This window comes from Kibdelosporangium aridum, from assembly GCF_900176515.1.
Taxonomy (GTDB): domain Bacteria; phylum Actinomycetota; class Actinomycetes; order Mycobacteriales; family Pseudonocardiaceae; genus Kibdelosporangium; species Kibdelosporangium aridum.
On sequence record NZ_FWXV01000002.1, the window covers coordinates 1,869,939 to 1,884,326 of the forward strand.

The following is a 14,388-nucleotide window of genomic DNA, read 5'->3' on the forward strand; positions in this document are numbered from 1 at the left end:
CAGGCGTGTACGACGGCGACATCGCCTCTGTGCTGATCACCGAGCAAGAGATCAACGAGAAGATCGCCGAACTCGCCAAGCAGATAGCCGAGGACTATCCGGCTGGCGGCGCCCGGCAGGACCTTGTTCTCGTCGGTGTGCTCAAAGGCGCAGTGATGTTCATGACGGACCTCGCGCGTGCCTTGCCCGTGCCCGTCCAACTGGAATTCATGGCCGTCAGCTCATATGGCTCGGCCACGTCCAGCTCCGGTGTCGTGCGGATCTTGAAGGACCTCGACCGCGACATCGCCGGCCGGGACGTGCTGATCGTCGAGGACATCATCGACTCCGGGCTGACGCTGTCGTGGCTGCTGAAGAACCTGGCCTCGCGCGGCCCCGCCACGCTGCGGGTCTGCACGCTGCTGCGCAAGCCGGAAGCGGTCAAGGTGGACGTCCCGGTCGAGTACATCGGCTTCGAGATCCCGAACGAGTTCGTCGTCGGATACGGCCTGGACTACGCCGAGCGCTATCGCGACCTGCCTTATATCGGCACGCTGGAACCGGCCGTCTACTCATCCTGAGGAACCCCTCAGGATGGTCGGGAACCGAACAGGGGAATTCACCCGTTATCAGTTTCAGTCCAGCGCGGAGCCGCCGTGACGAGCTACCCTCAGTCACTTGGCGCGTGAAGCGCTGGAAGTGGGCGGTACGCTGGATGGACCGGATTGCCCCGCCGGCCGGGTAGTGGGGCTCACTACCCGAAATGCAAGTCAGGGAGGGTCGAGGCCGCCCGGCGGCCGTAAGTGAATGGACCGCAAGCGACTGCTCCGTAACCCGCTGCTCTGGATCCTGGCAGTGGTCCTGCTGTACCTCGCGTTCAGCACGATCTTTGACTCCAACCGCGGGTTCGCCCAGGTGAACACGACTCAGGCGATCACCCAGATCACCACGGGCAACGTGGAGTCCGCGACGTTCGAGGACAAAGAGCAGCAGCTCAAGCTGGTCCTCAAGGACGCGGCGAAGGCGAACAACCAGAAGCAGATCATCACGTCGTTCCCGGCACAGGCCGGCGGTGACGTGTTCAACCTGCTGCGCACGAACAACGTGAACTTCGAGACGAAGGTCACACAGGAGTCGATCTTCACCCAGATCCTCCTGTTCGCGATCCCGCTGGTGCTGCTCGGCCTGCTGCTGCTCTGGATGATGAACAACGTCCAGGGCGGCGGGAACCGGGTGATGAACTTCGGCAAGTCCAAGGCCAAGCAGTTGTCCAAGGACATGCCCAAGACCACGTTCGCCGACGTGGCCGGGGCCGACGAAGCCGTCGAAGAGCTGTACGAGATCAAGGACTTCCTGCAGAACCCGGGCCGCTACCAGGCCCTCGGCGCGAAGATCCCGAAGGGCGTGCTGCTCTACGGGCCGCCGGGAACCGGTAAGACCCTGCTCGCCAGGGCCGTCGCCGGTGAGGCTGGTGTGCCGTTCTACACGATCTCCGGCTCGGACTTCGTCGAGATGTTCGTCGGTGTCGGTGCCTCGCGTGTGCGTGACCTGTTCGAGCAGGCCAAGCAGAACGCGCCGTGCATCATCTTCGTCGACGAGATCGACGCCGTCGGCCGTCAGCGAGGCGCAGGCCTCGGTGGTGGGCACGACGAGCGCGAACAGACCCTCAACCAGCTGCTCGTCGAGATGGACGGGTTCGACGCGCGCGGTGGGATCATCCTGATCGCCGCGACCAACCGGCCCGACATCCTCGACCCGGCGCTGCTGCGGCCTGGCCGCTTCGACCGGCAGATCCCGGTGTCCGCACCGGACCTGACCGGTCGCCGCAAGATCCTCGAGGTGCACGCCAAGGGCAAGCCGATGGCTCCGGACGTCGAGCTGGGCAGCCTGGCCAAGCGCACCGTCGGTATGTCCGGCGCGGATCTCGCCAACGTGCTCAACGAGGCCGCGCTGCTGACCGCGCGCCAGAACGGCTCGCTGATCGACAACGCCGCGCTGGAGGAGTCGGTCGACCGCGTGATCGGCGGTCCGGCCCGCAAGAGCCGGATCATCTCCGAGAAGGAGAAGAAGATCACGGCCTACCACGAGGGTGGGCACGCGCTGGCCGCGTGGGCGATGCCGGACCTCGAGCCGGTGTACAAGCTGACGATCCTGCCGCGTGGCCGCACCGGTGGGCACGCGCTGGTCGTCCCCGAGGACGACAAGGGCTTGATGACCCGCTCGGAGATGATCGCCCGCCTGGTGTTCGCGCTGGGTGGCCGGTCGGCCGAAGAGCTCGTCTTCCACGAGCCGACCACCGGCGCGTCCTCGGACATCGAGCAGGCCACCAAGATCGCCAAGGCGATGGTCACCGAGTACGGCATGAGCGCCCGGCTGGGTGCCGTGAAGTACGGCCAGGAGCACGGCGATCCGTTCCTCGGCCGCTCCATGGGCCACGCAGTGGACTACTCGCTCGAGGTGGCGCACGAGATCGACGAGGAAGTGCGCAAGCTCATCGAAGCTGCGCACACCGAGGCGTGGGAGGTGCTCAACACCTACCGCGACGTGCTCGACGAGCTCGTGGTCGAACTGCTCGACAAGGAGACCTTGCAGCGCAAGGACCTCGAGCGGATCTTCTCCCGGGTGGAGAAGCGGCCCCGGATCACCGCGTTCAACGACTTCGGCGAGCGCGTGCCGTCCGACAAGCCGCCGATCAAGACCCGTGGTGAGCTGGCGATGGAGCGGGGCGAGCCGTGGCCGCCGATCCAGGAAGAGCCGGAGCCGACCCCGGTCGGTGCCGTCGGCGGGGCCAAGGACCTGCCGAAGGAAGCCAACAACGGGCAGGTACCCAACGGCTTGCCGGCCAGCCCTGGCCCGTACATGCCTGCCGAGGGCAGGCCTGGTGGCCCGCCGAACTACGGCGCGCCTCCCGGCTGGCGTCCGGCGACCTCGCCGCCGCAGCCGGAGCAGGATGACCGGGACGGTAAGAACTGAGCATCGAGTCACAGAACGGAGTGGGTGCCGCCTCTTCGGACGGCGTCCGCTCCGTTCGTCCCGTTTTCGACCAGGCTCGCGCCGAAAAAGCCGTGCGTGAGCTGCTGCTGGCCTGTGGTGAGGATCCCGACCGGGACGGTCTGGCCGACACTCCGGCCCGGGTGGCCCGTGCGTACCGCGAGATGTTCGCCGGGTTGTACATGGATCCGGATGCCGTACTGGCAAAGACTTTCGACGAGTCCCACGAGGAACTCGTCCTGGTCACCGACATCCCGATGTATTCGACCTGCGAACATCATTTGGTGCCGTTCCACGGGGTCGCGCACGTCGGCTACATCCCGAACGAGGGCGGCAAGGTCACCGGACTGTCCAAATTGGCCAGACTGGTGGACGCTTACGCCAAGCGCCCGCAGGTTCAGGAAAGGCTGACCTCCCAGATAGCCGATGCGTTGATGCGCAAGCTGGAGCCGCGCGGCGTGATCGTGGTCGTCGAGGCCGAGCACCTGTGCATGTCGATGCGCGGCATTCGCAAGCCCGGTGCACGGACGACAACATCCGCTGTACGTGGGCAGTTCAAGACTTCGGCGTCGTCGCGTGCGGAGGCGTTGGACCTGATCAAGGCCCGTCGATGACGCACCGGCTGCTGCCTGATCCTGGCCGCTGCGTGGTGATGGGTGTCCTCAACGTGACCCCGGATTCCTTTTCCGACGGCGGCCGTTATTTCACTGTGGACGACGCACTGCGCCATGCCCATGAGATGTGGGATGCCGGTGCGGACCTGATCGACATCGGCGGCGAGTCGACCAGGCCCGGTGCCGAGCGGGTCGCCGCCGAGGTGGAGATCGGCCGGATCGAGCCGGTGATCAAGGAACTTTCGTCCGCCGGGATCCGGATCAGCGTGGACACCATGCGGGCGCGGGTCGCGGAGGCGGCGTTGGCCGCGGGTGCGACGGTCGTCAACGACGTGTCGGGTGGCTTGGCGGACAAGGCCATGGCGCGGGTGGTCGCCGACGCCGGAGTGCCGTGGATCCTGATGCACTGGCGTGGCCACAGCAAGGACATGAACTCGCTGGCCGATTACACCGATGTGGTCGGTGAGGTGAAGGCGGAGTTGTGCGAGCGTGTCGACGACGCGCTGAACGCAGGCGTTTCGCCGGACGCGATCGTGATCGACCCGGGCCTGGGGTTCGCCAAACACGCCCCGCATGACTGGGCGTTGTTGCGTGCCCTGGACGTCTTCATGGACCTCGGGTATCCGGTGCTGGTCGGTGCGTCGCGCAAACGTTTCATCGGCAGGCTGTTGGCCGACAAGGACGGCACGCCGCGCCCGCCGGACGGCCGTGAGGACGCGACCGCGGCGATTTCCACATTGGCCGCCGCGAAAGGCGTCTGGGGTGTCCGAGTACATGACGTGATGCGTTCGCTCGACGCGGTACGTGTGGTGGCGGAATGGGGGCGGGTGTGAGCGACCGGATCACGCTCACCGGGCTGCGGGTACGTGGCAACCACGGTGTGTTCGAGCACGAGAAGCGTGACGGCCAGGACTTCCTCGTCGACATCACGGTCTGGCTCGACCTGACCGAGGCCGCCAAGTCCGACGATCTCGCCAAGACGATGCACTACGGCGAACTGGCCGAGCGGGCGGCGGCGATCGTCGCCGGACCCGCACGAGACCTGATCGAATCGGTCGCCGGGGAGATCGCCGACGACGTACTGACCGACGAGCGGGTCACGGCGGTCGAGGTCACCGTGCACAAGCCGTCGGCGCCGATCCCGCTGACGTTCGCCGACGTGGCTGTCACCGTGCGGCGGGACCGCGGATGACCACCGCTGTGCTGTCGATCGGGTCGAACATGGGCGACCGGCTCGCTCACCTGCAGTCCGCCGTGGACGGACTGCCCGCGCTGGCTGTGTCTTCTGTGTACGAGACCGCGCCGTGGGGTGTGACCGACCAGGACGATTTCCTCAACGCGATCGTGATCGCGTCCCGTGAGGACTTCGGTGAGTGGGACTGGCTTCGACTCGCCCAGGATCTGGAGAACGCCGCCGGGCGTGTCCGAGAAGTCCGGTGGGGCCCGCGATCGCTCGATGTGGACGTGATTACCGTTACCGGCGTCACGAGCACTGATCCCAGGCTGGAACTGCCGCACCCGCGTGCCCACGAGCGGGCGTTCGTCCTGGTGCCGTGGCTGGAGTTGCAGCCGGACGCCGAGCTGCCTGGACACGGCCCGATCGCCGACCTGGTGGCGGCCCTGGGGGACGAGGGCGTGCGGCGCCGTGACGATCTCAAGCTGGAGGCAGTGTGAGGTTCACCAGGCCGCGTGACCTGGTCATCGCAGGGCTGCTCGCCGCGGTCGTGCTTTATCTGATCATGCAATCGGCGTACGGCTCGCTGCCGCCGTTGCCCACATTGGCCGGCGTCTCGCTGGTCGTCATCGCGATCGTCGACGTGGTGTTGGGTTTCTCACTGCGGTCACGGATCCGCGGGACCAAGCCGGGAAAGCCAGTCCAAGCGCTGACCGCGGCCCGTGCGGTCGCGTTGGCCAAGGCGTCGTCGGTGCTCGGCGCGATCATGCTCGGCGCCTGGATCGGTGTGCTGGTCTACGTCTTGCCCAAACGGGGGGACATAGTCGCGGCGTCGAACGACACCTCCAGTGCGGTCATCGGCGCGGTGTGTTCAGCCGCCCTGATCGCGGCAGGTCTGTGGCTGGAGCACTGTCTCAAGACTCCGGATGAACCGAAGGAGCCGGACGACCGTTGATCGATGCAAAGCGTGGATTTAACGCACGTTCGGCCACGAGCAGGTCTCGGACCGATAACTGACGGGTACGGTGTTAGGCATGTCCGGCCGTGCCGCCTCGACGCGCGACTCCAGCAGGGTGCCGAGCACGGCTCGGCTCTTGTTGGGTGGCGCGCTGGTCCTGGTACTCGGCGCGACGCTGATCCTGGTGCTGACCGACGACGCCCGGTTCCTCAAGATGGGCATCCTGGCGGCGTTGTGGGCCGCCTTGGTGGGTGCGTTCCTGGCCGCGCGGTTCCGCCGTCAGGTGGCCGACAAGACCGATGACGCGCAGAGTATGCAGGCGATCTATGAGCTCGAACTCGAGCGGGAGATCGCCGCGCGGCGCGAGTTCGAGCTGGAGCTGGAAGCGGAGGCCAAGCGCAAGGCCGAAGAACAGTCCAGGGCGGACATCGAAGCCCTGCGCAACGAACTGGGCCAGCTCAGGGAAACCCTGCAGACGCTGCTTGGCGGCGAGGTGCTGGTCGAACGGTTCGCGCTGCAGGCGCAGGCGACCCGGATGCGCTCGTTGCCCGACGAGTCGCACCAGTTGCCGCAGCAGGGCCAGATGATGAAACGCCTGAACCCGTCCGCGAAGCAGCAGCCGGTGATTATTCCCGGCGAGCCGCAGACCGAACTGATCGACCGCGTGCCCGACCGGCCGCGCGGCGGCAACGCCCGCCCACAGCCGCAGCGGCCGCAACCGCAGCGTCCGCCGCGTGAGCCTGCGGAGCGCCAGGTCCAAATCCGTCAGCCTCGCCGGGACGACCCCAGCAATCCAGGGTCGGGTTGGTGGGACCCGGTGACGCCGGTGGGCCGCGAGAACCCGTACCACCAGCCGGTGGCCGGGGACTCGGCCAACAGCCTTGGCGAGGGCATCGACCCGAACTGGACTCCGTCGTGGGAGCGCAGCAACACGCCCCCGCCGCCCCGGCAACAGGCAGGCCGTCCGCCTCGGCCGCCGAAGCGACCCGAGCCTCAGCCGAGCCAGCCGATGATGCGCCCGGTGGCCCAGGCCAGTCAGCCCATGCAGCGCCCGGAGCCGGAGTCACCGACGCAGATCCAGCCGCTGCCGGAGCCCGTGGAGCCAACCGTTCAGCGGCCGGTGGTTCGTACGCCCGAACCTCCTCCGCCACCGCCTCCGGTGCGTAAGCCCGAACCGTCCACCCGGGTTGTCCAGGTGCCGCCCAGCCCGGAGGAGACCGGCGGACGTCGGCGTGCGCCAGAAGCCCCGGCAGCCGAGGCCGCCGGTGGCGGGCGACGCCGCAAGCCCGACGACGCGCCTTCGTGGCAGGAGACGTTCCAGGCACGCCAGCAACAGCAGGCCTCCGGAAGCCACGCGAAGCCCGCAGCTCCTGCTCAGCCGTCGGGTTCGCACGCCGAGGGCAAGTCCGTGAACGAACTCCTGGCCGCATACGGCTCCTCAGGAGACACGCCTCGAAGGAGGAGGCGGCGGGAGGACTGACCGCCGTGTCCACCATTCCCGCACGGTGAGTTCGCTGGCCGGGGCCTTCGGCGAGCGTTCGGGGGCGCACGTTTGTTCTGGGCGCTAATGTTCCCCGCTGTGATGATCCAGGAGCCGGCCGTGCCCGTTCGGCCGACGCCACGGCGTAAGACCGTTTTGCTGCCCATGGTCGGGCTGATTCTGCTGAGCATGGCCGGGCTTGGCGTGTTCGCCTACCTCACCGCGAGTGTTGGCGTCGTCGCCGAACTCGTCGGGTTGGCAGTCGCGTTGTTGCCGGTCGGGCCGGTTGTCGCCGCGTTTCTCTGGATCGACAGGTGGGAGCCCGAACCTGCCCGTCTGCTGTGGTTGGCGTTCGCGTGGGGCGCCTGTGGCGCGACGTTGACCGCGCTGCTCATCAACAACACCGCCGAGGTTGTCGGTGACCTCCTGCTTGGCAAGGGCGGTGGCGACGCCGTCGCGGCGGTGGTCTCGGCGCCGCTGATCGAGGAGGCGGCGAAGGCCGCGTTCGTCCTCGGCGTTTACCTGTGGAAGCGGCAGGAGTTCAACGGTGTCGTCGACGGCATCGTCTACGCCGGGATGTGTGCGGCCGGGTTCGCGTTCACCGAGAACATCTACTACTTCGGGCGCATCTTCGGCGAGCACGGCTTCGGCACGGTCGACTCCGCCGGTGTGGTCGCCGCGTTCATCCTGCGTGGGGTGATGTCACCGTTCACGCATCCGCTGTTCACCGTGATGACGGGCATCGGGATCGGCGTGGCGGCGGGGTCCGCCAAGAACTGGGTCAAGGTCGCGGCGCCGCTGGGCGGTTATCTGGGTGCCGTCGTCCTGCATTCGTTGTGGAACTCCGCGGCGACGCTGGGCAATGCGACCACGTTCCTCAACGTGTACTTCCTGATCATGCTGCCGGTCTTCATCGGCGCGGGCGTGCTGGTGAACTGGGCACGCAAACGGGAGCAGAAGATCATCGCGGTCGCCTTGCCCCGAATGGTCGGTGACGGGCTCATCGCGCCCGGTGAGGTCGACGTGCTGGCCAACCTCAAACGTCGCAGGCAATGGCGCAAGAAGGTCGCTCGAAAAGCCGGACCGGATGCCGGACGGGCCGTCGCGGACTACCAGACAGCCGTCTCTGAACTGGCGTTTTACCGAAACAGCCATTCCGGCGGCGAGGTTGAGCAGTTGCTCATACAGGCAGTTCGCGTGAGCCGGGCCACGGCGGTCAGCGCTGCAAAGCAGCAATAGTTACGCTCTGACCTTGGCTTGACGAAAGGACAAGGGCAATGAGCCGTCCCGCGCGCCTCGGAGTGGGCGTGGTGTCCGCTGGCCGAGTCGGTGCGGTGATGGGCGCCGCACTCGCCAGGGCCGGACACGCGGTGGTCGCCGCGTCCGGGGTTTCGCGCGACTCCGTTCGGCGCGCCGAAGACCTGTTGCCTGGTGTCCCGCTGTTGCCGCCGGACGAGGTCGTCAGCAAGGCCGATCTGGTGTTGCTCGCGTTGCCGGACGACGCGCTGGAAGGCATGGTTCGTGGCCTCGCGGCCGCGGGAACGCTGCGGCCTGGGCAGATCGTGGTGCACACGTCCGGGGCGTACGGCGTCGACGTGCTGCAGCCCGCGGCGGATCATGGTGCGCTGCCTTTGGCTCTGCATCCCGTGATGACATTCACCGGACGCGCTGAGGATCTTGACCGGCTTGTCGCATGTTCGGTCGGTGTGACCGCGCAGGACGGCGACGAAGCAGCGTGGAACGTCGGCGAAGCCCTGGTTGTCGAGATGGGTTCGGACCCGATCCGGGTGCCGTCGTCGGCTCGTCCGGCGTATCACACCGCACTGGCACACGCGTCGAACCACCTGATCACCTTGGTCGCCGACGCGGCGGACCTGCTGCGGCAGTCCGGTGTCGGCAATCCGGAACGCTTGCTTGGCCCGCTTTTGTCGGCCGCGCTGGACAATTCCCTGCGGCACGGCGATCGTGCGCTGACCGGTCCAGTCGCCAGAGGCGATGCCGGTACTGTGCGCAAGCATCTGAATGTGTTGCGGGACAACGCGCCCGAGCTGCTTCCCAGTTACCGGGAAATGGCGCGGCGGACCGCGCGCCGGGCGACCGACAGCGGACTGCTGCGCGGGGATCTCGCGCCGGACGTTTTCCAGGCCATTGACGAGGAGCACGAGTGACGGCACCGAAGGCACCCGAGTTCACCCGTGGCGCGCTGCATGTGCACAGCAGCCCGAAAGAGGTCGCCAGGGTCACCCGAGCGCTGCGTGCGGTCGGCAACAAGGTCGTGCTCGTGCCGACGATGGGCGCGTTGCACGCCGGTCACCGCGAATTGTTGCGACGCGCGCGCAACATCCCGAACACCGTGGTGGTCGCGTCGATCTTCGTGAACCCCTTGCAGTTCGGGCCGAACGAGGACCTGGAGCGCTACCCCCGTCCGCTGGAGGCGGACCTGGAGGCGTGCCGCGACGAGCGCGTGGAGATCGTGTTCACGCCGGATCGCGAGGACATGTACCCGCCGGGCTCGCAAGTGACTGTCCACCCTGGACCATTGGGTGACGAGCTGGAAGGAAGCGTCCGAAAAGGACACTTCGCGGGTGTGCTCACCGTTGTGAACAAGCTGTTCAACATCGTCCGGCCGGATTACGCGCTGTTCGGCGAGAAGGACTACCAGCAGCTGATGCTGATCAAGCGGATGGTCGCCGATCTGGACATGGACACGCACGTGATCGGTGTGCCGACGGTCCGCGAACCCGACGGCCTCGCGCTGTCGTCGAGGAACGTCTACTTGAGCGCCACCGAGCGGGAGAGCGCGGTCGCGCTGTCCGCCGCGTTGGCCGCAGGCGCGTACGCGGGGCGCCAAGGGCGCGAAGAGGTGATCAAAGCTGCCCGGGAGGTCCTGGCGGCGCACCCGGAGATCGCCGTCGACTACCTCGAACTACGCGCCCCTGACCTCGGTCCCGCGCCGGAACAAGGAGAAGCCAGGTTGCTCGTGGCTGCCCGGGTCGGCACCACGAGACTCATCGACAACACCGGCCTACGGCTCGGCGAACCGCCTGAGCCCGGGCACTAAAAGGGGGTAACCGCGATGCTGCGCACCATGCTGAAGTCCAAGATCCACCGGGCCACGGTCACCCAGGCCGACCTGCACTACGTCGGCTCGGTCACGGTGGACCTCGACCTGATGGAAGCGGCCGACCTGCTCGTCGGCGAACAGGTCACCATCGTGGACGTGACCAACGGCGCACGCCTGGAGACCTACGTCATCGAAGGTGAGCGCGGCAGTGGCGTGATCGGCATCAACGGCGCGGCAGCGCATCTGGTGCACCCCGGTGACATCGTGATCATGATCGCCTACGGGCTGATGGACAACGCCGAGGCCGCGTCCTACCAGCCGCGAGTGGTGTTCGTGGACGAGCAGAACAAGATCGTCGACCTCGGCGCTGACCCCGCGCACGCGCCCGAGGGATCCGGCCTGGTCAGCGGGGCTGTCGTGGAGCAAACGGCGGAGACGGCGGATGCTGCCGCGCTGGACGCCTTGCTCCAGCCGGAGAATTCCTGACGTGCTCTTCGCGATCGACGTCGGCAACACGAATATCGTCCTCGGCCTGTACTCCGGCGAGAAACTGGTCCGCGACTGGCGAATGCGGACCGTCGCCGGGATGACCGCGGACGAGCTCGCCCTGACCATGCGCGGCCTGCTCGGTGAGCACGCCGACCGGGTCACCGCGGTTTCAGCGTTGTCGACGGTGCCCGCCGTGCTGCGGGAGCTGCGGGTCATGCTCAGCCGCTACTACGCCGACGTGCCGCAGATCATTGTGGAGCCAGGGATCCGCACCGGCGTTCCGTTGCTTGTGGACAATCCGAAGGAGGTCGGCGGCGACCGGGTGATCAACACCTTGGCCGCGCACCACCTGTACAGCACCGCCTGCGTGGTCGTCGACTTCGGCACGTCCACCAACATCGACGTGATATCGGCGAAAGGCGAGTTCCTCGGCGGGGTTTTCGCGCCGGGCATCGAAATCTCGGTGGACGCGCTGGCCGCCCGGGCGGCCGCGCTGCGCAAGGTGGAACTGGTCAGGCCCCGCTCGGTGATCGGCAAGAACACAGTGGAATGCCTGCAGTCCGGCATTCTCTACGGCTTTGCCGGACAAGTCGACGGCCTGGTGAAACGGATCATCGCGGAACTGCATTCCCAAGGGCATGACAAAGCCGGGCCGGTCAGCGTGATCGCGACCGGCGGCCTCGCGCCACTGGTGATCGCCGAGTCGGAGACGATCAAGCACCACCATCCGGATTTGACCCTGCTTGGCTTGCGGCTGGTGTTCGAACGCAACCTCAGGACGTGACTCGTTTCCCCCGGAAAACCGTGGTTTGAAAGGGAAAGTCGAACTCGCCTGCCTTGGTTTCCGGCTGCGCCAACAGGTATGCGCGCATCCGCTGGTTGACTTCCTGGCGTTCTTCGGGACTGGCGACAAGCATGTGGGAATGCGTGCCGACCATGGCCGTCAAACTTTCCACGGTATGCCGGACGGTGTGCCGGAAAACCTGTCGTTCGAACGGGCCGAACAGCGGATGATCGGAAAACGGCGCCGGCTGTGCCCGTGATCCGCGGTCCCGGCCGCGGGCCACCTTGTCGAATGTGGAAACCCACGTGACCTGTTCGTCCTCATGGTTCCACAGTGCCCCCAACATCCCGCCGGGCCGCAGCACCCTGGCAATCTCGGTAAGGGCGGGTTGCTGATCGAACCAATGGAAGGCCTGCCCGACGAGTACGGCATCGGTACTCGAATCGGGCAACGGGATCTGTTCCGCGCTGCCGACCACCGCTTTGACCGACGGAAATCGTTTTCTGAGTTCCTCCAGCATGGTTTCGTCCGGTTCGACCGCGGTCACGTTCAGTCCACGGACGGCCAAAGATTCAGTGAGTTTTCCGGTACCAGCCGCGAGATCAAGAACGTCGGCAGCGCCTTCCGGCAGCACCCAGTCGATCGCATCGGATGGATAGCCAGGCCGGTACCGCGCGTACAGCTCGGCATGTGCGCCGAAGGAGTTCGCTCGCCTGGCCCACAGTTCGGCATCGGAGAGTTCGGTCACGCCCGTCACGCTAGTGATATCCGGTTCGCTTCGCCGCCGGGCTTTTCCGTACCCTTTGCAGGCGTGAGTGACGAGCACGTTTCCCCAGCGCCCGAGCAAGACGACCTCCCCGAGCAGATGCGCATCCGCCGGGAGAAGCGCGAACGGCTGCTCGCCGCCGGTGTCGAGGCTTATCCGGTCGAACTGCCCAGGACCAGCACGCTGGCGGAGATCCGGGCGAAATACCCGGATTTGGAGCCGGGGGCGGCCACCGGCGAAGTGGTCGGAATCACCGGCCGGGTGATGTTCCTGCGCAACACCGGCAAGCTCTGCTTCGCCACGCTGCGCGAAGGCGACGGCACGGAACTGCAGGCCATGCTGAGCCTGGCCAATGTCGGCGAGGAGGCGCTGGCCGCGTGGAAGGCCGACGTCGACCTGGGTGACCACGTGTTCGTCCGCGGCGAGGTGATCACCTCCAAGCGCGGTGAGCTGTCGGTGATGGCCGAGGAATGGCGAATGGCTGCCAAGGCGTTGCGCCCGCTGCCCGTCGCGCACAAGGAGCTGTCCGAGGAGACCAGGATCCGGCAGCGCTACGTCGACCTGGTCATGCGCCCGCAGGCCCGCAACGTGGTGCAGACCAGGGCCGGGGTGATGCGCGCGTTGCGGGACAGCTTCCACCGCCGCGGGTTCACCGAGGTGGAGACGCCGATGCTGCAGACGCTGCACGGCGGTGCGGCGGCGCGCCCGTTCACGACCCACTCGAACGCCTTCGACATCGACCTCTTCCTGCGGATCGCGCCGGAGCTGTACCTGAAGAGGTGCGTGGTCGGCGGCATCGAGAAGGTGTTCGAGATCAACCGGAACTTCCGCAATGAGGGAAGCGATTCATCGCATTCGCCGGAGTTCGCGATGCTGGAGTTCTACCAGGCGTACGCGACTTACGACTCGGTCGGCGTGCTGACCCGTGAGCTGATCCAAGAGGCCGCCGAGGCGGTTTTCGGTACTCAGGTGGTCACCCTTGCCGACGGTTCCGAGTACGACCTTTCCGGGGAATGGACCTCGCTGACAATGTACGGATCGTTGTCGGGCGCCCTGGGTGAAGAGGTGACCCCGGAGACTTCTGTCGAGCAGTTGCGCAAGTTCGCCGAGCGGCACGGCCTTGAAGTGCCGCCCAAGCTGGGACACGGCAAGCTGGTCGAGGAGCTGTGGGAGCACCTGGTCGGCAACGACCTGCACGCGCCGACTTTCGTGCGGGATTTCCCGGTCGAGACTTCGCCGTTGACACGCCAGCATCGCGACACGCCGGGAGTCGCGGAAAAATGGGATCTTTACGTGCGCGGTTTCGAACTCGGTACCGGTTACTCCGAGCTTGTCGACCCGGTGGTCGAACGGCAAAGGCTGATGGATCAGGCCAGGTTGGGAGCTGCCGGCGACGATGAGGCGATGCAGTTGGACGAGGACTTTCTGCGCGCACTGGAGTACGGAATGCCACCCAGCGGTGGAGTCGGAATGGGTATCGACCGGCTGCTGATGGCACTCACCGGACTCGGGATCAGGGAGACGATCCTGTTCCCACTCGTTCGCCCGCAATGAAACATGGGTGAGTGACTATGCAAATTCGTCTGGATTTGCGCTAGCCTACGTCCACGCGAGAATCATTCCGTACCGGAATCACCCCGAGGAGGCGGCGTATGGCGCAGAAGGTCACGGTGACCCTCGTTGACGACATTGACGGTTCGGAAGCCGAAGAGACGCTCGAGTTCGGACTGGACGGCGTTTCGTACCAGATCGACCTGTCTGGCGACAATGCCGGGAAGCTCAGGGAGATCCTGAGTGACTATGTGGACCACGCCCGCCGTTCCGGTGGTCGTAAGCGAGCAGCAGGTCGGCTTGGGGTCGGTGGCCGGGTCGCGCGGACGGCCGCGGTGGACAGGGACCAGAACCAGGCAATTCGGGAGTGGGCGCGGAAGAAGGGATACAAAGTTTCCGATCGCGGCCGTATCCCGAAGGAAGTCACCGAGGCTTACCACAACAACAGGGACTGATAACCACGAAGTCCCCAAAGGCCCGCGGCAGCAGCTGCGGGCCTTTTTAGTGGCGGTGATTCCGGGGTTGGGCCAGGCCAGGA

At 66.4% G+C, this 14,388-nt stretch carries 16 protein-coding genes; 15 read left to right on the plus strand and 1 reads right to left on the minus strand.

The window, feature by feature from the left end:
• Positions 1–5: 5 nt before the first annotated feature.
• The 13 genes from hpt (at position 6) to B9C43_RS18510 (ending at position 11,533) form a co-directional block, all read left to right on the plus strand.
• Positions 6–560 carry a hypoxanthine phosphoribosyltransferase gene (gene hpt / locus B9C43_RS18450; RefSeq protein ID WP_033393597.1) on the plus strand — a complete coding sequence of 185 codons (555 nt, stop codon included), beginning with the start codon at positions 6–8 and terminating at the stop codon, positions 558–560.
• Positions 561–786: 226 nt separating this feature from the next.
• Positions 787–2,952, plus strand: coding sequence for an ATP-dependent zinc metalloprotease FtsH (gene ftsH / locus B9C43_RS18455; RefSeq protein WP_084427810.1), 2,166 nt, complete (start codon positions 787–789; stop codon positions 2,950–2,952).
• A gap of 20 nt (positions 2,953–2,972) precedes the next feature.
• A complete protein-coding gene (folE, locus tag B9C43_RS18460) occupies positions 2,973–3,584 on the plus strand; it encodes a GTP cyclohydrolase I FolE (protein WP_051898007.1) in 612 nt (203 codons plus the stop codon).
• A complete protein-coding gene (folP, locus tag B9C43_RS18465; RefSeq protein WP_084427812.1) occupies positions 3,581–4,417 on the plus strand; it encodes a dihydropteroate synthase in 837 nt (278 codons plus the stop codon). Before folE ends, folP begins: the two co-directional genes overlap by 4 nt.
• Positions 4,414–4,776, plus strand: coding sequence for a dihydroneopterin aldolase (gene folB / locus B9C43_RS18470; protein WP_033393596.1), 363 nt, complete (start codon positions 4,414–4,416; stop codon positions 4,774–4,776). Before folP ends, folB begins: the two co-directional genes overlap by 4 nt.
• Positions 4,773–5,258: a 2-amino-4-hydroxy-6-hydroxymethyldihydropteridine diphosphokinase gene (folK, locus tag B9C43_RS18475; protein WP_084427814.1), complete on the plus strand. Its 486-nt coding sequence runs from the start codon at positions 4,773–4,775 to the stop codon at positions 5,256–5,258. Before folB ends, folK begins: the two co-directional genes overlap by 4 nt.
• Positions 5,255–5,713 (plus strand): DUF3180 domain-containing protein, encoded by a 459-nt coding sequence (locus B9C43_RS18480; protein WP_084427816.1) that lies wholly within the window; start codon positions 5,255–5,257, stop codon positions 5,711–5,713. Before folK ends, B9C43_RS18480 begins: the two co-directional genes overlap by 4 nt.
• 79 nt (positions 5,714–5,792) lie before the next feature.
• Positions 5,793–7,196 (plus strand): DUF6779 domain-containing protein, encoded by a 1,404-nt coding sequence (locus tag B9C43_RS18485; protein ID WP_200825567.1) that lies wholly within the window; start codon positions 5,793–5,795, stop codon positions 7,194–7,196.
• A gap of 165 nt (positions 7,197–7,361) precedes the next feature.
• Positions 7,362–8,435 carry a PrsW family intramembrane metalloprotease gene (locus B9C43_RS18490; RefSeq protein WP_235038713.1) on the plus strand — a complete coding sequence of 358 codons (1,074 nt, stop codon included), beginning with the start codon at positions 7,362–7,364 and terminating at the stop codon, positions 8,433–8,435.
• Between the two features lie 38 nt (positions 8,436–8,473).
• Positions 8,474–9,364: a Rossmann-like and DUF2520 domain-containing protein gene (locus tag B9C43_RS18495; protein ID WP_084427818.1), complete on the plus strand. Its 891-nt coding sequence runs from the start codon at positions 8,474–8,476 to the stop codon at positions 9,362–9,364.
• A complete protein-coding gene (gene panC, locus B9C43_RS18500; RefSeq protein ID WP_084427820.1) occupies positions 9,361–10,257 on the plus strand; it encodes a pantoate--beta-alanine ligase in 897 nt (298 codons plus the stop codon). Before B9C43_RS18495 ends, panC begins: the two co-directional genes overlap by 4 nt.
• Positions 10,258–10,272: 15 nt before the next feature.
• Positions 10,273–10,746 carry an aspartate 1-decarboxylase gene (gene panD / locus B9C43_RS18505; protein WP_084427822.1) on the plus strand — a complete coding sequence of 158 codons (474 nt, stop codon included), beginning with the start codon at positions 10,273–10,275 and terminating at the stop codon, positions 10,744–10,746.
• Position 10,747: 1 nt separating this feature from the next.
• Positions 10,748–11,533, plus strand: a complete 786-nt coding sequence (locus B9C43_RS18510; RefSeq protein ID WP_033393585.1) for a type III pantothenate kinase — start codon at positions 10,748–10,750, stop codon at positions 11,531–11,533.
• Here B9C43_RS18510 and B9C43_RS18515 read toward each other — a convergent pair.
• The gene (locus B9C43_RS18515) at positions 11,523–12,281 is read right to left on the minus strand and encodes a class I SAM-dependent methyltransferase (RefSeq protein ID WP_235038674.1); all 759 of its coding nucleotides are present in this window, start codon (positions 12,279–12,281) and stop codon (positions 11,523–11,525) included. The genes B9C43_RS18510 and B9C43_RS18515 overlap by 11 nt on opposite strands.
• A 117-nt stretch (positions 12,282–12,398) precedes the next feature.
• On the opposite strand from B9C43_RS18515, the gene lysS reads away from it, so the two are divergent.
• Both lysS and B9C43_RS18525 read left to right on the plus strand, forming a co-directional pair.
• Positions 12,399–13,853, plus strand: coding sequence for a lysine--tRNA ligase (gene lysS / locus B9C43_RS18520; protein WP_143446447.1), 1,455 nt, complete (start codon positions 12,399–12,401; stop codon positions 13,851–13,853).
• Between the two features lie 98 nt (positions 13,854–13,951).
• Positions 13,952–14,305 carry a histone-like nucleoid-structuring protein Lsr2 gene (locus tag B9C43_RS18525; protein ID WP_033393583.1) on the plus strand — a complete coding sequence of 118 codons (354 nt, stop codon included), beginning with the start codon at positions 13,952–13,954 and terminating at the stop codon, positions 14,303–14,305.
• Positions 14,306–14,388: the final 83 nt, after the last annotated feature.